Annotated in this window: 19 protein-coding genes; 12 read left to right on the plus strand and 7 right to left on the minus strand. The window is 69.4% G+C overall.

The features are described from left to right. Nucleotides 1-30: 30 nt before the first annotated feature. The 5 genes from NP80_RS01905 to NP80_RS01925 form a co-directional block, all read right to left on the minus strand. Nucleotides 31-714, minus strand: a complete 684-nt coding sequence (locus tag NP80_RS01905; protein WP_006409525.1) for a type 1 glutamine amidotransferase domain-containing protein — start codon at nt 712-714, stop codon at nt 31-33. Between the two features lie 468 nt (nt 715-1,182). Then, nucleotides 1,183-2,394: an NO-inducible flavohemoprotein gene (hmpA, locus tag NP80_RS01910; protein WP_006409524.1), complete on the minus strand. Its 1,212-nt coding sequence runs from the start codon at nt 2,392-2,394 to the stop codon at nt 1,183-1,185. Between the two features lie 48 nt (nt 2,395-2,442). Next, nucleotides 2,443-3,522: a glycosyltransferase family 9 protein gene (locus NP80_RS01915; protein WP_006405164.1), complete on the minus strand. Its 1,080-nt coding sequence runs from the start codon at nt 3,520-3,522 to the stop codon at nt 2,443-2,445. After that, nucleotides 3,509-5,269 (minus strand): DUF4254 domain-containing protein, encoded by a 1,761-nt coding sequence (locus NP80_RS01920; RefSeq protein WP_006409530.1) that lies wholly within the window; start codon nt 5,267-5,269, stop codon nt 3,509-3,511. Before NP80_RS01920 ends, NP80_RS01915 begins: the two co-directional genes overlap by 14 nt. Nucleotides 5,270-5,302: 33 nt before the next feature. Continuing rightward, nucleotides 5,303-6,412 carry a glycosyltransferase family 9 protein gene (locus NP80_RS01925; RefSeq protein ID WP_006409531.1) on the minus strand — a complete coding sequence of 370 codons (1,110 nt, stop codon included), beginning with the start codon at nt 6,410-6,412 and terminating at the stop codon, nt 5,303-5,305. Nucleotides 6,413-6,861: 449 nt separating this feature from the next. On the opposite strand from NP80_RS01925, the gene NP80_RS01935 reads away from it, so the two are divergent. The 4 genes from NP80_RS01935 (at nt 6,862) to NP80_RS01950 (ending at nt 8,656) form a co-directional block, all read left to right on the plus strand. Beyond that, on the plus strand, nt 6,862-7,572 hold the full coding sequence (locus tag NP80_RS01935) for an MgtC/SapB family protein (protein ID WP_006399010.1): 711 nt from the start codon (nt 6,862-6,864) through the stop codon (nt 7,570-7,572). A 91-nt stretch (nt 7,573-7,663) separates the two neighbouring features. After that, a complete protein-coding gene (locus NP80_RS01940; RefSeq protein ID WP_006399011.1) occupies nt 7,664-8,089 on the plus strand; it encodes a CBS domain-containing protein in 426 nt (141 codons plus the stop codon). After that, nucleotides 8,089-8,424 (plus strand): DUF2934 domain-containing protein, encoded by a 336-nt coding sequence (locus NP80_RS01945; protein WP_006405168.1) that lies wholly within the window; start codon nt 8,089-8,091, stop codon nt 8,422-8,424. Before NP80_RS01940 ends, NP80_RS01945 begins: the two co-directional genes overlap by 1 nt. A gap of 67 nt (nt 8,425-8,491) precedes the next feature. Continuing rightward, nucleotides 8,492-8,656 (plus strand): zinc ribbon-containing protein, encoded by a 165-nt coding sequence (locus NP80_RS01950; RefSeq protein ID WP_006399013.1) that lies wholly within the window; start codon nt 8,492-8,494, stop codon nt 8,654-8,656. Nucleotides 8,657-8,735: 79 nt separating this feature from the next. Here NP80_RS01950 and NP80_RS31840 read toward each other — a convergent pair whose 3' ends face one another. Both NP80_RS31840 and NP80_RS01955 read right to left on the minus strand, forming a co-directional pair. Further along, nucleotides 8,736-8,864 carry a hypothetical protein gene (locus tag NP80_RS31840; RefSeq protein WP_006405170.1) on the minus strand — a complete coding sequence of 43 codons (129 nt, stop codon included), beginning with the start codon at nt 8,862-8,864 and terminating at the stop codon, nt 8,736-8,738. Between the two features lie 112 nt (nt 8,865-8,976). Then, nucleotides 8,977-11,256 (minus strand): hybrid sensor histidine kinase/response regulator, encoded by a 2,280-nt coding sequence (locus tag NP80_RS01955; RefSeq protein WP_006409527.1) that lies wholly within the window; start codon nt 11,254-11,256, stop codon nt 8,977-8,979. 525 nt (nt 11,257-11,781) lie between these two features. Between NP80_RS01955 and NP80_RS01960 the strand changes: the two genes are divergently transcribed. From NP80_RS01960 to NP80_RS01995, 8 genes are all read left to right on the plus strand, one after another. Further along, complete coding sequence (locus NP80_RS01960; protein WP_006409544.1) at nt 11,782-12,072, plus strand: hypothetical protein; 291 nt, start codon at nt 11,782-11,784, stop codon at nt 12,070-12,072. A 120-nt stretch (nt 12,073-12,192) separates the two neighbouring features. Further along, nucleotides 12,193-13,194, plus strand: coding sequence for an SDR family oxidoreductase (locus NP80_RS01965; protein ID WP_006409545.1), 1,002 nt, complete (start codon nt 12,193-12,195; stop codon nt 13,192-13,194). A 169-nt stretch (nt 13,195-13,363) separates the two neighbouring features. Next, nucleotides 13,364-19,288 carry an excinuclease ABC subunit UvrA gene (gene uvrA / locus NP80_RS01970; RefSeq protein WP_045592911.1) on the plus strand — a complete coding sequence of 1,975 codons (5,925 nt, stop codon included), beginning with the start codon at nt 13,364-13,366 and terminating at the stop codon, nt 19,286-19,288. Between the two features lie 798 nt (nt 19,289-20,086). Further along, nucleotides 20,087-20,749 carry a response regulator gene (locus tag NP80_RS01975; protein WP_006399022.1) on the plus strand — a complete coding sequence of 221 codons (663 nt, stop codon included), beginning with the start codon at nt 20,087-20,089 and terminating at the stop codon, nt 20,747-20,749. A gap of 11 nt (nt 20,750-20,760) precedes the next feature. Next, nucleotides 20,761-23,784 (plus strand): hybrid sensor histidine kinase/response regulator, encoded by a 3,024-nt coding sequence (locus NP80_RS01980; RefSeq protein WP_006410438.1) that lies wholly within the window; start codon nt 20,761-20,763, stop codon nt 23,782-23,784. A 353-nt stretch (nt 23,785-24,137) separates the two neighbouring features. After that, nucleotides 24,138-24,728, plus strand: a complete 591-nt coding sequence (locus NP80_RS01985) for a tetratricopeptide repeat protein (RefSeq protein WP_006399024.1) — start codon at nt 24,138-24,140, stop codon at nt 24,726-24,728. 120 nt (nt 24,729-24,848) lie between these two features. Then, nucleotides 24,849-25,676 (plus strand): hypothetical protein, encoded by an 828-nt coding sequence (locus NP80_RS01990; RefSeq protein ID WP_035947127.1) that lies wholly within the window; start codon nt 24,849-24,851, stop codon nt 25,674-25,676. A 102-nt stretch (nt 25,677-25,778) separates the two neighbouring features. After that, on the plus strand, nt 25,779-26,795 hold the full coding sequence (locus tag NP80_RS01995; protein ID WP_006410445.1) for a hypothetical protein: 1,017 nt from the start codon (nt 25,779-25,781) through the stop codon (nt 26,793-26,795). Nucleotides 26,796-26,845: the final 50 nt, after the last annotated feature.

Below are 26,845 nucleotides of genomic sequence, written 5' to 3' on the forward strand. Positions count from 1 at the left end.
CGTTTCGTTGCGTTGCGCGCGCGCGACCGGCTACAGCAGCGCCGCGACCTGCTCGGCCGTCGCCTTCGCCGACTGCGGATTCTGTCCCGTCACGAGGTGCCCGTCGACGACGACGTTCGACGTAAACGGCAGCAGCGCCTTCTCATAGCGCGCGCCGCGCCGTTTCATTTCCTCTTCGACGTTGTACGGCACCTTGTTCGCGACGCCGGCCAGCACCTCCTCGATCCACGCGTAGCCCGTGAGCCGGCGTCCGGTCACGAGCAGCGACCCGTCGGACAAGCGCGTGTTCAACAGCCCGCAATAGCCGTGGCAGACCGCCGCGACGATGCCGCCGCGTTCGTAGATCTCGCGCGTGAGCCGCTGCAGCCCTGCATCGTCGGGGAAGTCCCACATCACGCCGTGACCGCCGGTGAAGTAGATCGCATCGAACGCGGCCGCGTCGATGTCGTCCGGGCGTGCGGTGTTGGCGAGCAGCGTCTGATGGGCGGGGTCGGCGCGCCACGCTTTCGCGGCGGCGTCCGCGTGCGGCCATTTGAGCGAGCGCGGCTCGAGCGGCGACACGCCGCCTTTCGGGCTGACGAGCTGCTGCGTGTAGCCGCGCGCGGCGAAGATGTCGTACGCGTGCGTCAGTTCGGCGAGCCACAGGCCGGTCGGCTGCGACGGGTCGGCGTAATGCGCGATGTTGGTGACGACGTGGAGGATGCGTCGAGTCATGTTCGGTAGTCCTGTCGCGATCGGCCACGGGCCGCCGCGGATCGCGCGACGTGGTTTGCCGCAGGGCAGGGCGCGTACCGGTGGCCTCGGTACGCGCGCGGACGTTAACCATAACCTTCAAGCAAAGTTCAAGGTCAAGCGGTTTGCGCGGCTGCGGTCGAACCGGTCGTCGACGATGTAAGGCCGAGCGATCGCGTCGGGTCTCGGCCTGCCCGGTGAGGCGTTGCATGCTGTGCGTTTCACCGGTGCCGACGCGACGTGCGTTTTTGAAAGCCGAAGTTACGTATAGGGATGATGTCGTTATGATAAGAAAACTTATCCCGATGAACGCAAATACCGACGTGATTGGCTTGCCATGCTCGGGACGATTGCGCGTCGGCGCGGCGGCTCATCGACTGCAGTGCCGCACCGGCGCATACGCAGGGACGTCACGCGCCGGTCGCGATCGCAATTCCCGCGCGCCGCGCATCATTCCGCGAACAGATCCGGCCCGAACACCTCGTAATGGATCCGCGCTTCCGGAATGCCGAGCTGCTTCAACGCATCGTGCTGCAGCCGCATGAACGGCACGGGCCCGCAGATGTAGTAGTCGGCGTCCGGCAGCAGGATCGCATCCTTGATCGCATTCACGTCGACAAGGCCCGCATGGTCGTAGTCGCGGCCGGGGAGGTCTTGCGGAAGCGGATCGTCGTAGAACACGATCAGACTGAAATTCGTATGCGTGCGCGCGGTTTCGCGCAGCCGGTCGCGCATCGCGTGCACGCCGCTGTTGCGCGCGCCGTGGACGAACACGACCTGCCGCTTCGGATCCTGGATCGCGCGCTTGAGCATGCTGATCATCGGCGTGAGGCCCACGCCGCCGCTGATCAGCACGATCGGCGTGCTCGCATCGACGTCGATATGGAAGCAGCCGTAAGGCGCGGCGAGGCGGACCTCGTCGCCGACGTTCACGTGATCGTGCAGCAGGCACGACACATAGCCGGGCGGATAGGGGCCGCCGCCTTCGCGTTTCACCGAGATCCGGTACGTGCGGCCGTTCGGCATGTCGGACAGGCTGTACTGGCGGATCTGCTGCAGGCCGAGCGTCGGCACGTCGACCGCGACGCTCACGTATTGACCGGGCTCGAAATTGGCGACCGGCCGGCCGTCGGCCGGCTCCAGCACGAACGACGTGATCACGCTGCTTTCCGGCCGCTTGTCGCGGACGATGAAGGTCCGCCAGCCGGTCCAGCCGCCGACGCGCGTCGCCGCCTGCTCGTACAGCCCGCTTTCCATCCCGGCGAGCAGATCGGCGAGGTTGCCGTACGCCAGCGCCCACGCGGAGACGATCGCGTCGGTGGCCGCATCGCCGAGCGTTTCCTTGATCGCGCCGAGCAGATGCTCGCCGACGATCGGATAGTGTTCGGGCCGCACGCCGAGACTCGCGTGCTTGTTCGCGATGTTCTTCAGCACGGCCGCGAGGCTGCCGGGATCCTCGATGTTTTCCGCATACGCGTACACCGCGCGCGCAAGTGCCTGCTGCTGCTGGCCCTGTTGCTGGTGCGTCATGTTGAACACGTTCTTCAGTTCCGGATGCGCGTCGAACAGGCGCCGATAGAAGCACTGGATGATGTCGTAGCCGTGTTGGGCCAGCACGGGGGCCGTTGCCTTGACGATGTCCTTCGTTTGCTGCGTCAGCATGAGCGAACTCCTTTCAAGTGACCGGAAGCGGTTCGGGAAGCGGCGCGGCTAGGTACGCTCGGCGAGCACTTCGTCGGCGAGCGTCGCGACTTCGTCGACGGTCACGTCGTCGACGAAGCTGTCGTCGTGCGCGCAGCGCGACGTCAAGTTCGGCTCGCCGCAGACCGGGCAGACGATGCGCGCCGACACCGCCGCGCGACAGCGGCCCTGAGCGAGCGGCAAGGCCTGCAGCGCATTGGTGAACCAGAATATGCCCACGCAGGGCGTGCCGAGCGCGGCCGCGAGATGCAGCGGCCCCGTGTCGTTCGACAGCATCAGCGCCGCATGTTCGAGCAGCGCCGCGAGGCCGCCGATGTCGAGCGCGCCGGCCAGATCGAGCGCGGGCGCGTGCATCGCGTCGAGCACCGCGCGTACGAGCGGCCACTCCTGCGTGGTGCCGACCACCGCGATGCGCAGCCCGCGCGCCGCGAGCCGGTCGGCGACCGCCGCGAAATGCCGCGGCGACCAGCGCCGGCGGGGATCGCGTGCGGACGGCTGCACGACGACGAGCTCGTGCAGATGCTTCGCGATGTCGGGCGGCAGCGCCGCGCGCATCGCGTGGCGGTCGCGCTCGATCACGGTGAGGTCGGGGCCGGCCGGCCACAGCGTCGCGCCGGCCAGGCTCACGATTTCGAGCGCGAGCAGGCGCCGGTTCTGCCAGCGGCCGTAGGGCGTCCAGCGATCGAGCGGCGGCGCGCCCGGTGCGCACGCGCCGACGGCGATCCGCGCACCGAGCGCGCGCGTGAACGGATTGGCCTGCGCGCCGCCGCCGTACAGCTGCACCGCGACATCGAACGGCGGATCGTCGGCACGCACGCGAAACATTCGGTCAACGGGCGGGGCGTCGGGCGGCAGCGGGCGGCCGGGATCGACGGCGGCCGGCCGGACGCGCACCACGTCGATCGGGCCCGGCCGATCGCGGAAGAACGACGCATGCCAGTCGAGCCCGACGTAGACGATGCACGCGTCGCGGTAGGCGACGCGCAAGGCGCGCAGCGCCGGCAGCGTCATCATCGTGTCGCCGAGCGCGTCCGGGCCGACCACCGCGATCGACCGGACGTCGCCGATATGTCCGTCAACGGATCGCATGAGCGGCTTCGTCGATCAGGTGCGCGAGCACGAACGGCGCATCGACGTCGCGCTCGCGCACGGTCGTCGGCAGTTCCGCGTGATACGCGCCGGACGGAAACAGGCCGCAGCCGCCGAAGCGCGCCATCACGCGCAGTTGCGCCAGCACATCTTCGCCGCAATGCCGCGTCGGCAGCGCACGCCAGAATTCGAAGCCGCCGCTCGCGCGCAGCTTCGCGGTATCGAACAGCACGCAGCCGCCGACCCAGGCGACGCGGTACACGCGCGACGCGTCGCGCGGCACGCGCAGCCGGCATTGCGCGTGATACAGATTCGCTGCGCTGTGCAGGTGATGGCGCGCCCATTCGGGACCGCCGGGCGCGAGCACCTCGGGTCTCACGCGACCGTCCCAGAATTCGACCTGCTGATGGTGCGCGCGCACGTCGTCGATATGGCTGAGCCCGTGCAGCGCGGAGCCGACGAAGCCGCACCGCTGCGTGTCGAGCGCGTGCACGAGGCGCGCGACGAGATCGGCTTCGAGAATCACGTCGTCGTCGACGTACAGGCAGCGCGGCGCACGCGCATGCGCCAGCAGGAACGCGCGCTGTTCGGCGAGCCCCATCGCCGGCACGTGGCGCTCGATCTGCACGTCGACGCCCTGCGCGCCGGCGAAGCGCACGGCGGCACGCAGCAGCGCATCGTCGGCAGCCGCGACGGCCGATTGATCGGAGACGACGACGCGCAACGGCCGATGCGTCTGCAGCGCGACGGTCGTCAGCGTCAGCGCGAGCGCGTGCGGGCGGTCGCAGGTCGGAATCAGCACGTCGACTGCGTGCGATGCCGTCTGTGTCGGCGATGGGCGGTCGATCGTGTCGTGCGCGTCGTGCGCGTCGTGTGAGGTGTGCGCTGCGTGGCGCGACGCGGCTAGGTTCGCGTCGGCGGCCGCGCCGCGCGGCAGACCTGGCGGCGGGCCCGGCGGCGTCGGCGGCGCATCGGGCAGAACGTCCATCGGCGGCGTCGGCGGCATGTCGGGCGGAACATCGGTCGGCCGTGTCGGCGGCGGGTCGTCGGGTGCGGCCGGTTCGGCCGCATCGTCACGTGTCGCCTCGGCCGATGCTGCAGCCGATGCTGCAGTCGCCGCGACCGATCCCGCGTTCGCGGCCGCCGTGTCGTTCGCGACGCGGCCGCCCAGATACGGATTCAACGCCGGATCGTTGTACATCTTGTACTGCCGATACACCTTGAAGCGCGCCGTGCCGGCCGCCGCGTCGGCGAGCAGCGCATCGAGGCACGCGGCGAGATCGGTGCGCTGCTCGCGCAGGCGTTCGAGTTTCGCGCGGCACGATGCGCGATGCGCGGCGTCGACGTCGTCCCGCGCGAGCTGCAACCCCATGTGATGGATCTTCAACGCGAGGATCGAGAGCCGATCGATCATCGAACCGGCCGTTTCGCTGTTGAGCCGCGCATCCGCGTGCGCGGGCGGCAGCGCGGCGAGCAGCACCTCGTCGAGCGCCTCGACCGCGTCGTTGCGCTGCTGGTTCAGCCGATCGATCGCGCGCTTGTTCTCGACGATCGCGCGATCGGCCACGTCGCGGCGCCGCGCTTCGTCCTCGTGGCGCCACAGCGACGCATTGCAGTCGTGATTGCGATGGATCTGCCGCCACGCGGGACCGACGTCGTCGACGGTCGCACCGCAGTCGTCGTCCACGCGCGCGAGCAGCGCCGCATCGTGGAAGTACGTGATGTCGGCAGCATGGATCGGTTGCATCGGCCTCTCCTCGATCGGTTCGGACACGCGGCGCTAGCGCGCGGACACGTCGCCGCGCGGCGGCGACAGCGCGGCCGCCGCCTGCGCGCGCGTATCGCGCGACAGCAGCATGCAGCCCGCTTCGAGCACGTCGTTCACGCGCGTCGCGTCGGGGTCGCGCACGCACACGTGGCGGTCGCGGTCGAGCGGGGCCCAGCGTTCGGGGTCCGCGCGGCCGAATACGACGACGCTCGGCACGCGCAGCGCGGCCGCGAGATGCGACACGCCGGTGTCGTTGCAGAGCAGGAGCCGGGCACGCGAGATCAGCGCGGCCATCGCGCCGATCGACAGCCCGCAGGTCGCGTCGATCGTGTCGCCGCCGGTAAGCGCGGCGACATGACGCGCGAGCGGCTGCTCGGCCGCGGACCCGGTCAGCACGATCGTCAGCCTGTGACAGGCGGCGAGATGGCGCGCGACGTGCGCGAACGCGTCGGGAGGCCAGCGCTTGTGCGCGGCGCTCGCACCCGGATGCACGCAGAGCAGCGGCCGGTCGCCGAGCCGTGCGAGGAGCCCGCTGTCGCGCAGCTCCGCGTGGTCGGCCGGCGTCAGCGGAAATTCGAGGTGCGGCGCGTCGGTCGACGGCGTCGCTGCGCCGAGTGCGCGTACGAGCCGCAGCAGGCGCAGCGGCTCGGGGCCGCAGTCCGGATACGGCAACCACGCGCGCGTCGCGGGCACGGCATCGGTGCGCGTGAAGCCGGCGACGGCCCGCGCGCCGAACCGGCCGACGATCGCGTTCGTCACGCGGCCGTCGCCATGCATCTGGATCGCGAGATCGGGCTGCCAGCGCGCAAGCGTCGCATCGAAGTCCGCGCGTGCCGCTTCGTCGATCGTGCTCTCCGGCAGCCGCGCATCGCCGGGAAAAACCGCGATGTCGTCGACGTAGCGATCGTAGCGGCCCATCCACTGCGCGGCCGCCTGCAGCGTGACGAGGCGGATCGCGGCCGCCGGCTGCGCGTCGCGCAGCGCGCGCAGGGCGGGGACGGCACACAGCATGTCGCCGAGCCGCAGTGCGCGGAACACGACGATCGAGCGCAGCGGGCGCGCGAGCGGCGGCGTATCGGCGGCGCTCTTCTGCATCGACGCGGCAAACGGGATCACGGCCATGACGGAAGCGGTTCGGAAGCGCCGCAGGCGGGCGCGATGGCGTGCGATCGCGCATCGGCCGTACCCGCAGCACCTGGCCGCGCGCCGCACGGCGCCGCATGCAGAGGCGACGCGCATTGCAGCGGCCAAGCAGCGGGCGCGCAGACACGCCCCACGGACGTCGCACACCGCCGACACCTTTCTACAATCGCGCGGACAGGTTCTACACGTGCACGAACGGCCGCACGACGCGCGCGGAGAGGCAATCGCGATCGGCGACGCATTTGTCGGACGACGGCGCGCGCGCGTGGCGATGTAGCGGGGACGGAACTTGCTGATCGGTCGCATCCACCGCGATCCCCGCGGTGCGGGCAAGCGCCGACGTCGTCGGCCGGCATCCCGCGCGCGCTGTGCGCTGCCGCGTGCGCGCGACGGCGTGCCGATCGCGCGTCGGCGTGCGGAGCGCGCACATGGACACGATGCCGATCGTTCTTCAATGGGGCGACATCCTCGCCCGCGTCGCACTGTCGCTGGTCGCCGGCGCGCTGGTCGGCTTCGACCGCAGCGAGGCCGGCAAGACGGCCGGCCTGCGCACGGCGATGCTCGTCTGCGCCGCCGCGTGCCTGGCGATGCTGCAGGTGAACGCGCTGCTCGGGCAGAGCGGCAAGACGCCGCAAAGCTTCGCGCAGCTCGATCTGATGCGGCTCCCGCTCGGGATCCTGACCGGCATGGGCTTTATCGGCGGCGGCGCGATCCTGCATCGCGACGGGCTCGTCACCGGCGTGACGACGGCCGCGACGCTGTGGTTCGTCACGGTGATCGGGCTTTGCATCGGCGGCGGGCAATTGCAGCTGGGCGCGCTCGGGCTCGCGGTCGGGCTGGTCGTCATATGGCCGCTGCGGCACGTCGAGCAGCGGCTGCGGCGCACGCGCACCGCGCTCGTGACGGTCGAATACGAGATCGCGTCGACGAGCCGCGACCGCCTGCTCGCGCTGATGCGCGAGGCTGGCTTCAAATGCCGCGTGCGCGCGTTTCACGAAGCGGCGACGCAGTCGCTGCGCGAGGAAACCTTCGTCGTGCAATGGCGCGAAACGCCCGACAACGACGCGATGGTGCACCGGCTCACGGGCATGGCGGGCCCCGCCGGCCTGAAATCGATCCGCTGTTCGGCGGAGAACTGATGCGCGCCGGTGCGCGAATCTGCGCGCGGAACGCCCGATGCTCGTTCGCCGCACCGCGCTTTGCGGTTTTCCGGTTTGGAAGGAGTGAACCATGACGAAAGTAGCTGATGTAATGACGCGCGACGCCGCGACGATCGGGCCGACGCAGACGCTGCGCGATGCGGCGAAGCTGATGGACGACCTGAACGTCGGCGCGCTGCCGGTGTGCGACGGAACGCGGCTGATCGGGATGCTGACGGACCGCGACATCGTCGTGCGCGCGGTGTCGATGGGCGTGCCGCCCGACGAGTCGATCGAGGGCGTCGTCAGCGGACCCGCGAACTGGTGCTACGAGGACGACGACATCGCGGAGGTCCAGAAGAAGATGGAGGACGCGCAGATCCGTCGCGTGCCGGTGGTCGACCGCGAGAAGCGGCTGGTCGGCATCGTCGCGCTCGGCGATCTCGCGACCTCGGCCGACGGCGGCATGTCGTCGACGCTCGGTGCCGTCTCGTCGCCGTCGCGGCCGGAGCGCTGATGGCGGCCCCGCGCAAGGCCCGGCGCACGGGCAGCAAACGCATCGATCATCGGGAGAAGATGATGGACGATCGGCAGAACGTGAAGAACGGCGAGAGGGAAGCGCAGATCAGGGAACGCGCGTACCGTCTCTGGCAGGACGCCGGCTCGCCGGACGGCAACGCGGAAGCGTACTGGCTGATGGCGGAGCGGCAGCTCGACGCGGAGGGCGGCGCGACGGCCGCGACCGAGCCGCCGCTCGAGCAGTCGGCGCAACGCCGGATTCCCGGCGAGCCGCTGCAGGAGGACGACAGCGCGCTGTCCGACGAGCTCGCGCACGACCGGCGGCGCACCTGAACGACGACGGCCACAGCGCGTCGGCGTGCGGCCGGCGCGCGTGCGCGCGTCGTCATGGAGATTCGAGATGACGGCTCATGCAGGCGAGAAAGCGGAGAAGACGGGCGACTTCCGCTGCGAGAAGTGCCATCGCTCGACGCACGTGCGCGAGGGCGAGCGGATTCCGAAGTGTCCGCATTGCGGCAACGACACGTACGGCGAGCGCACGCGCGAGCCCGGCAACAAGGGGTGAGGGAGAGGCGCCGTGCAACAGGCGCCGCGCGAGCGCGCCGTGCAGACAGGCGCCGTGCCGCGAGCGCCGTGCGGCGACGCTAGCCGTCTTCGCCGACTTCCGTCGGATCCGGCAGTTCGGGCAGATCGTCGTTGCGCTCGGGCGCGGGCGGTTCGGCCGGGCGGCCGGTATCGTCGTGTTCCTGCGGCGGGGTCGGGGTGCCGGTCATGATCGTCCTCCGTGATGATCGCGGCCGCGGAATCGGCCGTCACGATGGACGAGCATCGCGCGTGCCGCAGGCGCCGCACACGGTACGCACCGGCAACGCGGCCGCTACGCGCTCACAGTTCCGGCTGCCCGTCGACCTGCGGCAGCGGCGGAACGGGCGACGCGGCCGGCACGGGCGCCACGGATGCGACGGATGCCACGGGCGCCAGCGGCGGCGCATGCACGGGGTCGCTGTCGTCCATCGCGCGATGCAGCGTGGCCGGATCGACCGGCTTCACGAGATGATGGCGGAACCCCGCTTCGAGGCAGCGTTCGCGATCGGCGATCCGGCCGTAGCCGGTCAGCGCGAGGAACGTGCAGGGCTTGTCGGTCTCGATCGCTTTCAGCCGCCGGATCAGTTCGTAGCCGTCCATGACCGGCAGCCCGATATCGAGGATCGCGACGTCGGGCTCGTGCGAGCGGAACGCGCCGAGCGCGGACAGCGGGTCGTGCACGACCGCGACGTCGTGCCCCGCGTCGCGCAGCCACTGCGCGAGCGTCGCCGCCGCGTCCTCGTTGTCGTCGACGAGCAGCACGCGGCGGCGCGTGCCGACCGGCACCGCGACGGGCGGATGTTCGAGTTCGCGCGCGTCGGCCTCGACTGCAGGCGGCCGATATTCGGGCAGCGTCACCGTGAACGTGCTGCCGAGACCGGGGCCCGCACTGTCGGCGCGGACGGTCCCGCCATGCAGCATCACGAAGCTCTTCACGAGCGCGAGGCCGATGCCGAGGCCGCCGTCCATGCGCCCCGGCTCGCCGCCGAGCCGGAAAAACGGTTCGAAGATGCTGTCGAGCCGGTCCGGCGGAATGCCCGCGCCGCTGTCGCGCACTTCGATGACGATCGTGTCGCCGTCGCCGCGCGCGACGTGCAGCCCGATGTCGCCGCCCGGCGCCGTGTACTTCGCCGCGTTGGTCAGCAGGTTCGCGACGACCTGCGACAGCCGCACCGGATCGCCGTGACAGCGGACGTCCGCGTCGATGTCGACGTGCAGCCGATGGCGGCGCTGTTCGAGCAGCGGGCTCGCGACTTCGACCGCGCGGTCGACGATGTCGCCGAGCCGCACGGCTTCCTTCTTCAGCTCGATCTTGCCGCGCGTGATGCGCGACACGTCGAGCAGATCGTCGATCAGCCGCACCATGTGATCGAGCTGCCGCTGGATGATCGCGATCTCGTTCGGCGTCGCGTGCCCTTCGCGGCTGCGCACGAGCTCGAGCGCGAGCGAGATCGGCGTCAGCGGATTGCGCAGTTCGTGGCCGAGCACGGCGAGGAACTGGTCCTTCGCGTGATTGGCGTCGCGCAGCTCGGCGAGCAGCCGGTCTCGCTCCGCGTTGGCCGCCTGCAGCTTCTCGCGCGCGGCGACGTGCTCGGTCACTTCGACCGCGCTGACGATCACGCCGATGCCGTCTGCCTGCGGCTGCGGGTTGAAGTGCAGCCGATAGACGCGCGCGCCCTCAGGCGTCGCGCGGTCGCGATGTTCGCCGATCGTCGTCGACACGCCGTGCGCGCGCGCATCGTCGAGCGCGCGCGTGACGGCCGGCGAGTCCGCGCCGGGCATCACGGCGGCGAGCGGCCGGCCGACGATGTCGGTGCGTCCGCACATCGCGGAAAACCGGTGGTTCGCGATCACGATGCGGTGTTCGGGGCCGGCGAGCAGCGCGATCGGCAGCGGCGCGTGCATCAGCACGCCGTTGCGCTGGCGCTCGGCGTCCTCGCGGCGGCGGATCTCGGCGCCGAGTGCGCGCGAGCGCTGCTGCGACAGCGCGAGCGTCAAATGCAGCTCGCGCTCGTCGTTGCGCAGCGACGCGGCCGGCAGCACGCGCCGATGCAGCGCGCAGACGTGGCGAAACAGCGTCGATTGCTCGGCGCCCGGAAACGCATCGTGCGGATAGCCGCAATAGAGCGAGAAGCGGTGCCGCTCGATCAGCTCGTTCCAGAGCGCCTCGAGCCGCAGCGCGGCGTCCGGCTGGCCGCGCGCGCAGAGCACGGCGACCATTTCGCCGAACGCATGCACCGGCCGGCCCGCGGCGATCGCGGCTTCGACGATCGCGCCGACCGAGCGCTGAAAACGGTCGCGATCGGGCATGTCGCCGTTCATGAAGCGCGCGAGCAGCGCTTCCGCGTCCGACACGAACACGCGCCGGCGTGCCGGCTCGCCGATCGCCGCGACCAGCGCGCCGAGCCGCTCGACGACGTCGGCGAGGCGGTCGGCGCGCACGATCACGATCGCGCTGCCGCCGCTGCGCAGCGCTTCGCCCGCGAATGCGACGACCTCCGGCAGCAATTGCTCGACGGAATCGTAGAACTGGACGAAATGGTCGGCGCCGCTCGGCGCCGGTTCCAGCGGAGAAACCATTGTTGTGTCTCGCTACGGGTTGCCGTGAAGCGTTGCGCACGGTGGTCGCCGTGGTACCGCGCGCGCTGCCGCATGGCCATGCTCGTCCTCGCGGTCGTTGCGCGCGCCGCCGGCAGGCGATGCGCGCACGACACCGGACGAGTCGTTTCCTGTCGTTGCCCCAAACCACGGCAGTCTGACGATGCCGCAATGCGGTAGCCGGGCGTAGCAATGTGCGTGCCGCGCCCCGGCGTCCGCCCGGACGACCGCCTGGCCGCGCGGGACGGGGCGGCCGCGCCGCGCGCGAGTCGGCCCTCGTGCGTGCGGCGCTTGTAAATTCTGCATCGTGTGTAGCGGACGGACAAGCCGCGGCGCGTGCGGCGGCGTGCACGGCGGGCCGGTCGCCGCGGATTCCCGCCAATTCGCCGCATGGTCGCACGCCACCGTCGCACGCGCGTCGGAATGGCGCTTGCTTGCGGCCACGCTGCAGGCCGCCGCCGCTCCGGCGGCGGCGTACCGTTGCAGCCGCATCTACCGGAAAGAACCATGACGCAATCGAAACAGCAACAGGAACGCGACACGCGCGGCACGCGCCCCGGCACGCAGGACGAACAGCCTTTGCAGCCGGCCGAGCCGCGGCACCGTCCGGAGGCGGGCCGCCCGCCCGGCCATGCGCCGGGCGGCGGCGAGCTCGACGAAATTCCGGACGCCGACGTCGGCAAGGTCGCGCCCGACGATCCGCGCGAGACCGAGGTGCGCGACCCGGCGAACGACAAGCCGTGGCCCGAGGAGCACGACGGGCCCGACGACGCCGGCGACCGGCCGCGGCCGCTGTAGGGCGCACGCGCCCGACCGGCGTCCCCCGGTCGATAACCGAATTCTCACCAGGCGTCGCGCGCGTGCCGCGGGCGCTGTCGACACGGCCGTTCCCGCCGGGCGGTCGATGGAGTCTCGATCATGTCATCCGATGAAATTTCCGCATCGCGGCGCAAATGGATGCAGGGCACGACCGCAGGGCTCGTGGCCGGCGTCGCGATGCCCGCCGTCGCGCAGACGGGCGCCCCGTCCGCCGGCGATACCGCGCCGCGCGACCCGCGCCCGCTGTATCCGCACGCGCCGTTTCCGGCCCAGCATCAGCCGTGGCCGGGGCTCGCAGGCCGCATGACGCCGCGCCCCGATCACGGCGAGCGCAGCTATCGCGGCAGCGGCCGGCTGGCGGGCCGCAAGGCGCTGATCACGGGCGGCGACTCGGGCATCGGCCGCGCCGTCGCGATCGCGTTCGCGCGCGAAGGCGCGGACGTCGCGATCGTCTACCTGCCGGACGAGGAGCCCGATGCACGCGAAGTCGTGCAGCTGATCCGCAGTGCGGGGCGCACGGCGGTGCCGCTGCCGGTCGACATCCGCAGCGAGGCCGCGTGCAACCGGCTCGTCGAGCAGGCCGCCACCGCGCTCGGCGGGCTCGACATCCTCGTGAACAATGCGGCGCGCCAGCAGAGCCACCCGTCGATCCTCGACATCAGCACCGAGCAGTTCGACTGGACGCTGCGCACGAACCTGTACGCGATGTTCTGGATCACGCGCGCGGCGATCCCGCGGATGCCGGCCGGCGCGGCGATCATCAATACGACGTCGGTGAACGCGTACGATCCGTCCGCGAACCTGCTCGACTACGCGATGACGAAGGCCGCGATCGCGAATTTCACGAAGGGGCTGGCCAAGCAGATGATCGAGCGCGGGATACGCGTGAACGGCGTCGCGCCCGGGCCGTTCTGGACGCCGCTGCAGGTGAGCGGCGGGCAGACCGAGCAGAACGTCGAGAAGTTCGGCGAGCAGGTGCCGATGGGCCGGCCGGGACAGCCGGCCGAGATCGCGTCGATCTACGTCGAGCTCGCGTCGGCGCAGGCGAGCTACGTGACCGGTCAGATCTACGGCGCGTCGGGCGGCGCGGGGCAGCCGTGACGGCGGCCGTGAAGGCCGCCATGAATGCGGGCGTCTTGGAAAACTGTATGAATATACAGTATAGTATCCGTCGACATTGAGCCGTGCGCCGCGTCACGCGCGCGGCCGCGAGCGTGCGCCGCCGTCCGGCGCCGCGCACGCCGGCCAACTCTTTCCGACGGGTAATCCATTGTCATCGAGCCACCTGATCCGCATTCGCGGCGCACGCCAGCACAACCTGAAGAATCTCGATCTCGACCTGCGCACGGGCGAGATGACGGTCGTCACGGGCCCGTCGGGCTCGGGCAAGTCGAGCCTCGTGTTCGACACGCTGTATGCCGAGGGGCAGCGGCGCTATGTCGAAACGTTCAGCGCGTATGCGCGGCAGTTTCTCGACCGGATGGACCGGCCGCAGGTCGACCGCGTCGACGGCGTGCCGCCCGCGATCGCGATCGACCAGACGAACCCGGTCCGCAGTTCGCGCTCGACCGTCGGCACGATGACCGAGCTCAACGATCACCTGAAGCTGCTGTATGCGCGCGCGGCCGAGCTGTTCGACCGCAAGACCGCGCGACCGGTGCGGCACGACACGCCCGAGACGATCCATGCGGATCTGCTCGCGCGCACGGCCGAGCACGATCCGCGGCTCGCGATCACGTTCCCGGTCGAACTGCCCGATAGCGTGACCGACGAGGAAGTCGAGCAGTGGCTGTCGGCCAGCGGCTATACGCGCGTGCAGGCGCAGCGCGAGGTCGCGTCGCCGACGGGCCCGCGCAAGGTGCTCGACGTGGTGGCCGACCGCTTCCGGCTGCATCAGGTCGAGAAGGCGCGCGCGGTCGAGGCGATCGAGGCGTCGCTGAAGCGCGGCGGCGGGCGCGTGAACGTCTACGTGCTCGCGCAGGCGCCGGAAGCCGACGGCGCGGTCGCGCCGGAACCGGAGGTCTGGCGCTTTTCGACCGGGCTGCACGATCCGGAAAGCGATCTGCGCTATGCGGAGCCGCAGGCCGCGCTGTTCTCGTTCAACTCCGCCTACGGCGCATGCGAGACGTGCCGCGGCTTCGGCCGCGTGATCGGCGTCGATCTCGGCCTCGTGATTCCCGATGCGCGCAAGACGCTGCGCGGCGGCGCCATCAAGCCGATGCAGACGCCCGCATGGAAGGAATGCCAGGACGACCTGATGCGCTACGCGGCGAAGGCCGGCATCCGGCGCGACGTGCCGTGGGCCGAGCTCACGCCGGCCGAGCAGGACTGGGTGATCGACGGCTCGCCCGACTGGACCGGCAGCTGGCAGAGCCAGTGGTACGGCGTGCGGCGCTTCTTCGGCTATCTGGAGTCGAAGGCGTACAAGATGCACATCCGCGTGCTGCTGTCGAAGTACCGCAGCTACACGCCGTGCGAAACCTGCGGCGGCGCGCGGCTGAAGACCGAATCGCTGCTGTGGCGGCTCGGCTCGAAGGAGAATGCCGACGCGGTGCTCGCGCCGGCCGATCGCTTCATGCCGCACGGCGTCGACTGGAGCCGCGCGCAGCTCGAGGCGCTGCCGGGGCTCACCGTGCACGACCTGATGCTGCTGCCGATCGATCGGATCCGCCGCTTCTTCGACACGCTCACGCTGCCGAGCGCGTTGCTCGACGACGCGCTGAAGCTGCTGCTGGCCGAGGTGCGTACGCGGCTCAAGTATCTGTGCGACGTCGGGCTCGGCTATCTGACGCTCGACCGGCAAAGCCGCACGCTGTCCGGCGGCGAGGTGCAGCGCATCAACCTGACGACCGCGCTCGGCACGTCGCTGACCAAGACGCTGTTCGTGCTCGACGAGCCGAGCATCGGGCTGCATCCGCGCGACCTGAACCGGATCGTCGAGGCGATGCAGCGGCTGCGCGATGCCGGCAACACGCTGGTCGTCGTCGAACACGATCCGTCCGTGATGCTCGCGGCCGACCGGCTGATCGACATGGGCCCCGGCCCGGGCGAGCGCGGCGGCACGATCGTCTACGACGGCACGCCGGCCGACGTGCGCGGCGCAGCCACGCTGACGGGCGAGTATCTCGGCGGCCGCCGGCAGGTCGCGCATGCGTCGCATTGGGCGCGCCGGCCGGTCGACGCGCAGACGCCGCGCATCGTGCTCGAAGGCGCGCGCGAGCACAACCTGCGCGACGTCACGGTCGAGATTCCGCTGCAGCGGCTGGTCTGCGTGACGGGCGTATCGGGGTCCGGCAAGTCGACGCTGATCCAGGACGTGCTGTATCCGGCGCTCGCGCGTCAGCTCGGGCGCCCGACCGAATCGCCGGGCGCATACCGTGCGCTGTCCGGCGCCGAGCAGATCGGCGACGTCGTGTTCGTCGATCAGTCGCCGATCGGCAAGACGACACGCTCGAACCCGGCGAGCTACGTCGGCGCGTTCGACGAGATCCGCAAGCTGTTCGCGAAAGCGCCGCTCGCGCTGCAGCGCGGCTACGGCGCCGGCACGTTCAGCTTCAACTCGGGCGACGGGCGCTGCCCGACCTGCGGCGGCTCGGGCTTCGAGCACGTCGAGATGCAGTTTCTGAGCGACGTCTATCTGCGCTGCCCGGACTGCGACGGCCGGCGCTATCGCGCCGAAGTGCTCGAAGTGCGGATCGCCCGCGACGGCCGCGCGCTGAACATCGCCGACGTGCTCGACCTGACGGTCAGCGAGGCGGCCGCGTTCTTCGCGGGCGACGCGGACGTGCTGCGCGTGCTGCAGCCGATCGTCGACGTCGGCCTCGAATACGTGAAGCTCGGCCAGCCGGTGCCGACGCTGTCGGGCGGCGAAGCGCAGCGGCTCAAGCTCGCGGGCTTTCTCGCCGAATCGGCCGCGGCCGGCAACGGGCGGCGCGTGGTCACGCAGGAGGCGCGCATCGCGCGATCGCGGCTCTTCATGTTCGACGAGCCGACCACCGGCCTGCACTTCGACGACATCGCGAAGCTGATGCAGGCGTTCGGCAAGCTGCTCGCGGCCGGCCATTCGCTGATCGTGATCGAGCACAACCTCGACGTGATCCGTGCGGCCGACTGGCTGATCGACCTCGGTCCGGAGGGCGGCGACGGCGGCGGCCTCGTGCTGTGCGCGGGCACGCCGGACGACGTGAAGGCGTGTGCCGGTTCGCATACCGGCGCGGCGCTGCGCGATTACGAGCGCGCGATGGATGCGTCGGCCGCCGAGCCGGCCGACGAAGGCGTGCCGCTGCAGGCCGCGCTCAACGCGGCACGTGCGCGGCGCGCGATCGAAGGCGAGGACGTCGTGCGCATCGTGAACGCGCGGGAGCACAACCTGAAGGCGCTCGACGTCGACATTCCGCACGGCAAGTTCAACGTGATCACCGGCGTGTCGGGGTCGGGCAAGTCGACGCTCGCGTTCGACATCCTATTCCACGAAGGGCAGCGCCGTTATCTCGAGTCGCTGAACGCGTATGCGCGCTCGATCGTGCAGCCGGCCGGCCGCCCCGAAGTCGACGCGGTGTACGGCATTCCGCCGACCGTCGCAATCGAGCAGCGGCTGTCGCGCGGCGGCCGCAAGAGCACGGTCGCGACCACGTCCGAGGTGTGGCACTTCCTGCGGCTGCTGTACGTGAAGCTCGGCCTGCAGCACTGCGTGCACGACGGTACGCCGGTCGCGTCGCAGTCGGTCGAATCGATCGCCGCGCAGTTGCTGCGTGAGCATCGCGGCCAGCACGTCGGGCTGCTTGCGCCGCTCGTCGTGAACCGCAAGGGGCTGTATACCGATCTCGCGAAATGGGCGAAGGCGCGCGGTCACACGCATCTGCGCGTCGACGGCGAGTTCGTGCCGGTCGATCCGTGGCCGAAGCTCGATCGCTTCCGCGAACACACGATCGAGCTGCCCGTCGCCGATCTCGTCGTGTCGCCGGACGACGAGGCCGAACTGCGGCAGCGTCTCGACGAGACGCTCGAGATCGGCAAGGGTGTGATGCATCTGCTCGCGCCGCTCGACGATCTGCATCACGCGATCGCCAACGGTCATTCCACCGCGCGGGTCGGCGACGTCAAGGTGCTGTCGGTCAAGCGCGCGTGCCCGGTGTGCGGCACGAGCTACCCGGAGCTCGACCCGCGGCTGTTCTCGTACAACAGCAAGCACGGCTGGTGCACGACCTGCGTCGGCACCGGGCTCGCGCTCACGCGCGAACAGCGCGCCGCGTACGACGACACGGTATTCGCGGAGGACCGCCGCGGCCGCGAGCAGACGCTGCCGTCGGACGAGCAGGAACCGGAAGGCGTCGGCGACGAGCCGTGTGCCGATTGCGGCGGCACGCGGCTGAATCCCACCGCGCGCGCGGTCACGTTCGACGGGCATCCGATCGTCGAGGTCGCGCAGTGGACGGTGTCCGATACGCGCCGCTGGATCGACGGGCTGCGGCTCGTCGGCCGCGACGCGCAGATCGCGCGCGACATCGTCAGCGAGATCGGCAGCCGGCTCGCGTTTCTCGAGGAGGTCGGGCTCGGCTATCTGAGCCTCGATCGCGCGGCGCCGAGCCTGTCGGGCGGCGAAGCGCAGCGCATCCGGCTCGCCGCGCAGCTCGGCAGCAATCTGCAGGGCGTGTGCTACGTGCTCGACGAGCCGACGATCGGCCTGCATCCGCGCGACAACCAGATCCTGCTGAATGCGCTGCGTCAGCTCGGCGACAAGGGCAATACGCTCGTCGTCGTCGAGCACGACGAGGACACGATCCGGCGCGCCGATCACATCATCGACATCGGGCCCGGCGCCGGCAAGCGCGGCGGCACGCTCGTCGCGCAGGGCAAGGTCGCCGATCTGGCCGCGCAGTCGTCGTCGCTGACGGGGCGCCTGCTCGCGCAGCCGATGGTCCATCCGCTGCAGCCGCGTCGCCGCGTCGTCGCGCCGGGCCGCAGGAACGCCGAGGCGGTGCCCGAGCATTGGCTGACCGTGCATCGCGCGAACCTGCACAACCTGCGCGACGTGACGGTCGGCATTCCGCTCGCGCGGCTCGTCGCGGTGACGGGTGTCAGCGGGTCGGGCAAGTCGACGCTCGCGCGCGACGTGCTGATGACGAACCTGCTCGACGCGGTGGGCCGCTCGGTGCTGTCGTCGCCGGCCGTGCGGCGCGCGCGCAAGAGCGCCGCGCAGGACGCGCCGGCCGCGAACCGCCGCTCGAGCGTGCTCGCGCGCAGTGCGCCGCGGCCCGCGCTGAACGTCGCGCACGTCTGGCAGGGTTGCGAGTCGATCGACGGCTGGCAGCATATCGACCGCGTGCTCGAAGTCGACCAGACGCCGATCGGCAAGACGCCGCGGTCCTGTCCCGCTACGTATATCGGCGTGTGGGACGCGATTCGCCGGCTGTTCGCCGACACGCTCGAAGCGCGTGCGCGCGGCTATACCGCGTCGCGGTTCTCGTTCAACACGGGCGACGGCCGCTGTCCGGCATGCGAAGGGCAGGGCGTGCGCACGATCGGGATGAGCTTTCTGCCGGACGTGAAAGTGCCGTGCGACGTGTGTCACGGGCAGCGCTTCAATCCCGAGACGCTCGCCGTCACGTGGCGCGGCCGGAACATCGGCGAGGTGCTGACGATGGAAATCGACGAGGCAGTCGAGTTCTTCGCGTCGATCACGACGATCGCGCATCCGCTGCAGCTGATGAAGGACGTCGGGCTCGGCTATTTGACGCTCGGTCAGCCGTCGCCGACGCTGTCCGGCGGCGAGGCGCAGCGGATCAAGCTCGTGACCGAGCTCAGCAAGGTGCGCGACGACGTCGCGCGGCGCGGCCAGAAGGCGCCGCATACGCTGTACGTCCTGGACGAGCCGACAGTCGGCCTGCACATGGCCGACGTCGCGAAGCTGATTCGCGTGCTGCATCGGCTCGTCGACGGCGGGCATAGCGTCGTCGTGATCGAGCACGATCTCGACGTGATCGCCGAGGCGGACTGGATCATCGATCTCGGCCCGGAAGGCGGCGTCGGCGGCGGCACGATCGTCGCGGCTGCGCCGCCGGAGGCGCTCGTCGAGGTGGCGGCGAGCCACACAGGGCGCGCGCTTGCGCCGGTGCTCGCGCGCGTGCGCGGGCAGGAGCACGGGCACGACGGATCGCGTGAGGTCGAGCGCGCGGGCGAGGCGGGCGGGGGCTGAGGGCATTGCGGCGCGGTGTGTCGATGCGGGTGTCGGTTTCGGCATCGGCATCGGCATCGGCATCGCGCGACATGCCGGCGCGCGGGTGCGGTTCCCCTGCGCTGCGCCGGCAACGATCGAAAGCTGGCTTTTCGATCGTTCGTTTGTTTGCGATTGGGGAGGCGTTAATCCGCGTCGGCCGCGCGATTCGGCCTGCGCCAAAAAGAAAAACCCGCGTGATGCGGGTCGAACGGAGTACACGGCGCAATGGCGTCCGCGCGGTATGCGCGCTGCACGGTCATCAATGAAGCCGCGCAGTCCCGCATCGGGCGGATTGTCTGTTCTGGATGCTTCGCACCATCGCGCCGCGCTCCATGTATTGAAGTGCATCTTCCTCGTGCCAAGAACGGATGCCTTCAAGCGCCGTCTCGCCTCGTGTTCGAACGGCGCAACTTTTTGCGGAACCGCGGGACGAGCCCGTGTTCCGCTGTCGAGCCCGTCGCGAACGCAGTGCGACGCAAACGTTTCACCGACGGGTCGGCGCGTATCATAGCGCAGCGGAGAAACGCCTGACAATACGCATTCCGTGATGCCGACCTGTGCTCGTCGGGCAGTGTCGAATGATGCCGTCGCCAGTCGGGGCGTCAATGACGGCAAAAGCAGGTCGATTAAAGGCAAACCTTCGCTAAATCGCCGACATGCCGGCCGCCCAACCGGCTTAAAATCCCCGTGTTATTTTGAGATACAATTCGCTCCTGTTTGGAAAATGAAAGACTGAGCGATGCATCGCGCGATGCCGCCTGCCGACGCGAGTATTCAATGAACGAATTTTCGGTGCGAGTCGTTATCGCGGACGACCATCCGGTGTCGGTGCACGGCATGAAAGCGGCGCTGAGCGCGATGCCGACGATCGAGATCGTGGCTGTCACGAGCGATACGACGTCGTTGGTCGACATGCTCGACGCACACGCGTGCGACGTGCTGGTGCTCGACTACGTGATGCCGAGCGGCAAATACGGCGACGGTCAGACGCTGCTGTCGTATCTGAGCCGCCGCTTCCCGACTCTGCGTTACGTGACCGTGACGATGCTCAATTCGCCGGCCGTGTTCCGCGCGCTGCAGGAACTCGGCGTGAACAGCATCGTCAGCAAGTCGGATCCGATGTCGCATCTGATCGCCGCGATTCACGCGGCCCATTCGGGCGGGCGCTATCTGTCGCCGACGATTGCATCGCTGCTCGAGCGGACCGAATCCGCCGCCGGCGCGACGTTGTCGAAGCGCGAGACCGAGATCGTCCGCCTGTTTCGCGAGGGCTACAAGGTGACCGAAATCGCGGAAAAACTCCATCGCAGCAAAAAGACGATCAGCGCGCAGAAACTCGCCGCGATGCGCAAGCTCGGTGTCACGAGCGACGCCGAGCTGATCCGCGCCGACGGCTTGCCGATGGCCGGCGAGCCGGACGATTCCGGGCCCGCGGTCTGAGCGCGTACGGCATGCGCGCAATCGCGCGATGGCTGATGCAGCGGCGGCGCGCGCGGCGCCGGCGCGAGTTCGATCCGGGATGGATGCGTGTCTATCAGCGCACGCTGCTGATCGCGGGCGGCGCGGTGCTCGGCGTCTTCATCGTCGCGAGCGCGGCGGCCGTCGCGTGGATCGAGGTCAGCGATTACCAGGCGGCCATGCGTGCGCGCTTCCTCATCGATAGAAGCCGACTGCTGCTCGAAATGTCGGAGAGCGCGACGCTCGTGAAGCGCTTCGCCAGCGTCGGCGACGGCGCGTGGGACGACGCGGCGCGGCCGTCGGCCGAACTGGCCGCGCTGTTTGCATCGCGCGAGCGCGCATCGTTTCGCGACGTGCGCGATCCGCGCCTGTCCTACGTCGGTCAGATCGCGCACGATGCAGGATCGCGCCACCTGGCGCTGCTCGCGCTGAGCGAGCGATTGCTCGGCGACGGCGTATGGCGCCACCAGACCACGGCCGGACCCGATCACGTCTACATCGTCGGCCGCGACGGCCGATTCGCCGCGCTGCTGATGAGGACACGCACGGATGCGCAGTCGTCGCCGCGCGATTCGCTCGATGTTGTCCAGGCGCTGTCGCAGACGTGGCCGGACGCAATGAACGAGGTACGCGACGGCGACGCGCATCCGGAGCGCGTGCGGGATGGCGCGATCTGGCTGCCGCCGCGTCCGGACCCTGTGACGTCCGAGCCGATGGTACGCGTCGCAAGCTGGGTGTTCGACAGCCGCAACGCGCCGGTTGCGCTCGTCGTCTACGCGACGCGTGTATCGAACCTGCAGCGCGCGCTCGGCGACGGTCGCGCCGGGCGCATGCTCGCGATCGTCGATGCGCAGCGCCACGTGCTGCTGCAGTCGGCGCATGCGAGCGGGATCGACGCGACGCGGGCGATCGAGTCGCTTGCCGCATTCGCAAAGCCCGCACGCGGCATCGACGCGCATCGGTTCGGACACGACTGGCTCATGCGCGATCGTATTCCCGGCACCGACTGGGCGCTCGTCGACATCGTAGCGGCGCGCGCCGTGCTCGCCGATCTCGGGCCGCGCCTCGCATCGATCGCGCTGGCGACCGCGCTCGGCCTCGCGCTCCTGGTGGGCGGATTGCTGCTGCTGAACCGGCGCATCCTCGTGCCGTCGCACGCGCGCGCGATGCGTCTGAAAGACAGCGAGCAACTGAGCCGGACCTTGATCCGCACCGCACCTGTCGGACTCGCGCTGATCGACGCGGCGAACGGCGCGGTGTTGTTGTGCAACGAGACGATGGACCGTTACGAGCGGGCGACGCCGCGCGAGCCGCTGTCCGTGCGGCTGTGGCGCGCGTTCCGCGATTCGCACGGCGCGTCGCTGTCGCGCGAAATCGCGCTCGAAGGCGCGGCCGGCCCCACCGGCGATACGCATCTGCTCGTCAACGTAACGCGCGTCAAATATCGGGGTGCCGACGCATTGCTCGGCACGGTCGTCGACATCACCGCGCGCAAGCTGACGGAGCAATCGCTCGACGCGGCGCGACGCGCGGCCGATCAGGCGAATCGCGCGAAGTCGGTGTTTCTCGCGACGATGAGTCACGAGATCCGTACGCCGCTGAATGCGGTTATCGGCAATCTCGAACTGATGAGCCGCGACACGTTGCCCGACGTGCAGCGCAAACGGCTCGCGACCGCGCATTCCGCATCGTCGTCGCTGCTGCACGTGTTGAACGACGTGCTCGATCTGTCGCGCGTCGAGGCCGGCCAGTTGCGCATCGATGCGGTGCCGTTCGACTGCGCCGCGCTGCTGCACGACGTGACCGAGTCGTTCCGGCCGCTTGCCGCCGCCAAGCAGCTGAGCCTGACGTGCGACGTCGCGACGACGCTGGCGCGCTACCGCATCGGCGATCCGGTCCGGATCCGGCAGATCGTGACGAACCTGTTGAGCAACGCAATCAAGTTCACCGACGCCGGCGGGGTGGCCGTGACGGCCGATGCGGTGCGCGAAGGCCGGCTCGACGAAGTGGCGGTGCGCGTGACGGACACCGGCATCGGCATCCCGCACGCCGCACAGGCGGCGATCTTCGAACTGTACCGGCAGGCCGACGATTCGATTCATCGGCGCTACGGCGGAACGGGCCTCGGCCTCGCGCTGTGCCGGCGGCTCGTTGCCGCGATGGACGGCGATCTCGCGGTGGACAGCGAACCGGGCATCGGCAGCACGTTCAGCGTCGTCGTTCCGCTGCCGATCGCGCAGGATGCACCGCGCGACGATGCCGATGCACGCGACGAAGGCCGCGTGATCGCCTGCGATCCTTCGTTGCGGATGCTGATCGTCGAAGACCATCCGGCGACACGCGTGCTGCTTGCCGATCAGTGTCGCGAACTGGGCGTCGACGCGCAGCTCGTCGAAAACGGTGCGGACGCGCTTGCCGCGCTCGCGCAACGTCGGTTCGACGTCGTGCTGACCGATCTCGGCCTGCCCGACATGGACGGCTGGGCGCTAGCCGACGCGATTCGCGCGCGCGACGCCGATATTGCATTGATCGCGATGAGCGCGCACGTCGGCGCCGACGATGAGCAGCGGTGTGCGGCCGCCGGCGTGCGCGCGTTGCTGCGCAAGCCGGTGTTGCTCGGCGCGTTGTCGCAGGCGCTCGGCAGAGCCGCGCCGCGGCGTGCCGGTGCGAAAGCGTACGATGACGCTCTCGTTTCCGACGACACGCAATGCGCAATGCCGGAAGCGTTGCAGACGGCGATGCGGCGCGTGACGCTCGCGTCGCTCGAGACGATCGATCGCGCATTGCCCGCGATGGACGTCGACACGGTCGCGCGTGAACTGCATTCGCTCGGCGGCGGATTCGCGGCATCGGGACCGCGTGTGCTCGGCGAGCTGTGTACGGCGCTCGAGCAGGTCGTGCGCGACGAAGGACTGCAGACGTTTTCGCCGCTGTGGGTCGCGTTGCGCGACGAGATCGCGCAGGCGGTGGCGGCCGTCGAAGGCGACGGCGGCTCGCAGGACGCGCTGCGCGAGTAGCGCGCGCCTGCCATCGAATCGGATAAGGTCATGGGCGTCATTAAAAAGTGACGCGATATGCAAACTATAAAAAGAAAATGACCTTGACATGCCATATTTCTTCGTTAATATTGCCCACCACGTCACTATTGTCCCGTCGCGTCATGTTTGGCGCGGCGCTGCCGCTGAGCCGTTCGCGACCGAACCGGCGCCGCGGCGGACATGACGCAACGATCGAAGATGGAGCCTGAGAGAGCCCTGAACGTGCGTGTCGGCGCCGGCGGATGACCGTCGTCGCACGCGGCCGGGTGTGCGCTCACGGGGTGGGATAGCGCAAAGCAGTGCGGCGCAAATAAAACTCGAAGGAAGAACTCATGTATCGCCGTTTACTTGCACCGGGGCTGCTGTTGCTGTTGGTCGCGTGCGTGCAGAATCCGGCCGCGACGAGCGGCACGGTACGGATTTGCGACGACACCGGCTGTTCCGATCGGCCTAAAGATCAGGTTTCCTATCAAAAGAAGGACGACCCCGACGAGCGCGAGGATCCGCGCATCGCCTCGCTGAAGCAGGCTGCGAAAACCCAACCGAAGGCCGCCTACGATCTCGGCCTGCGTTATTTCCGCGGCGACGGTGTGCGCCAGGACAGCTATCAGGCGCTCAAATGGATGCGCGACGCTGCCGAGCGCGGCGATCTCAATGCGCAGAAGGCGCTCGGCGGCTTCTATCTGTTCGGTCTCGAGGAAATGGGCTCCGATCCGCGCGAAGCGGAAAAGTGGCTGTCGATCGCGGTTGCCCGAGGCGACAAGGAATCGAAGAAGCTGCTCGACATGGCGCGCAGCGAGAAGAAGGCCGACGAGGAAGACTGGAAATGGCGCACGCAATGGCGTGACGTCTATTACGGCTACTGGTACTCGGGCTATCCGTACTACGGCGTCTGGCGACAGACGTACTGGTACGGCTATTGACGGGGACCGGAGCAACGGGAGCGGCGGCGGGGAGACCACCATCGCGCGCGATGCCGGGGGGCTTATCGAAGTTCGCACGGACACATAAGCCGAACAACGACTCTATCGATCGACAACGACATGAAGACCATCCTTTCCCAACGTCTCACTGAAGGTGCGCTCGTGGCAGCGCTTTGTGCGTCCGTCGCCGGCTGCGGCGGCATGGTGACGCCCGGCGGGCAGAACGCCGGCGTGACCGGTGCCGCGGCGGGCGGCACGAGTGCCGGCGCCGATACGCAACTGCAGCGCTGCACGACGCCGCTCGGCACGATCGCCGTCGACGACGGCCGCAATGCCGACTGGTGGGGTCCGTTCGGCAGCGCGACCAAGGTGACGAGCATCGATCCGCTGCTGCGACTCGCCGTCCAGCAGTCGAACTGCTTCGTCATCACGTCGCTCGGCAATCAGAAGACCGACGCGCGCCTGTCGCGGATCACGCAGCTGCAGCGCAACTCGGGCGAATACCGCGCCGGCTCGAAACAGCAGAAGGGGCAGCGCGTCGCCGCCGACTACTACATGGAGCCGCAGATCGTGATCAGCGATTCGCCGATCGGCGGCATCGGCAGCATGATCGGCGGGCTGATCGGCAACAGTGCGGTGGCGGCGGTGGCCGGCCATCTGCAGACGAAGGCGTCGGTCGTGACGCTGACGCTGTTCGACGTCCGCTCTGCGGTGCAGATCGCGGCAGCCGAAGGCAGCTCGACGGCGACCAATTACGGCGCGGCGCTCGGCGGCCTCGGCGGCGGTGTGGGCGGCGGCCTGGCCGGCTTCTCGTCGACGCCGGAAGGCAAGGCGACCGTCGTCGCATTCATCGACGCATGGAACAAGATGGTCGTCGCGCTGCGCAGCTACAAGGCGCAGGACGTCAAGGGCGGCCTCGGCCGCGGCGGTCAGCTGCAGGTCAACTGATGTCGCGCCGGCCGGCGGCGTGTTCGCCGGTCTACGTTGCGTTCGTCACACGCGTACGCGCGCGCAGGCGCCGTGCGCGCTTGCCCAGTCGGGGGAATTTCGATGAAAGCTTTCGCATTGATCGCGCTCACCTGTGTCGTGCTCGCCGCATGCGGCGGCGATGACGGTCCTTCAGCGGCCGCGCCGGCCGGCTCGGGTTCGGGCAGCGGGAACAGTGGTGGCACGGGCGGTGGTACGGGCAACGGCGGCGGTACGAGCGGGGGAACGGGCGGAGGAAGCGGCGGGACGGGCGGGTCTGGCGGCGGCGCGGTGACGCTGCGTTACGAGGCATTGCCGACGGCATCGGATGCCGCGAGTTTCCTGACACTCGTGAACGGCGAGGGCGCGAAAGGGTATCGCTATCTGAGCGATGCGTACTACGCGGCCGATGCCGCGACGCGTTCGATTTTCGTGAACGACGGCGCCGCGCAGACGTACACGTATCAGCTGCAATCACCGCCCGCCGATGTCGCCGCGTTCGTCGCACAGGCGAATGCGCAAGGCGCGAGCGGCTACCGCTATGAAGGGCCGCTCACGTACGGCGAACTTTATCGGAAGGACGGCGGCTCGTCGGCGACGTACACGTATGCGGCTGTCAATCCGCCGACCGGCACCGCCGCGTTTATCGCGCAGGCGAACGACCAGGGTCAGTCAGGCTACTGGTTTGTCGGGCCGATGATGATCGGCTCGCAGCAGGCGAACCTGTATATGAAGAACAACGCGTCCGCCGCGACCTATACCTACGATGCGCTGACACCGACGTCGACCGTCGCCGATTTCATTGCGCAGGCGAACCAAGAAGGGGCGAAAGGCTATCGTGCGAAGGGCGCGATGATGTTCGGCAGCGATAGCGCGTGGGTGTACGTGAAGGACCGAACGCAGTCGCCGGTGTTTGCATATCGGTCGACCGCGGTCCAGTCGACCGGCGCCGGGTTCATCGATCAGTCGAACACGATGGGCGCGCAGGGCAACGCGTATCTTGGCGATCTGGCGTTCGGCACGCCGGCGTCGTTCTATTTCAGCGCAAGCAACTGCACGGGATTTCTGTGTACGACGCTCAATCCGCTCACGCAGAACTGAGCGGGGAAGCTGCGGGGCGTCACGAAGCGGAGCGGCATGACATGCGAGTG

Source organism: Burkholderia multivorans ATCC BAA-247, from assembly GCF_000959525.1.
In the GTDB taxonomy this organism is placed as follows: domain Bacteria; phylum Pseudomonadota; class Gammaproteobacteria; order Burkholderiales; family Burkholderiaceae; genus Burkholderia; species Burkholderia multivorans.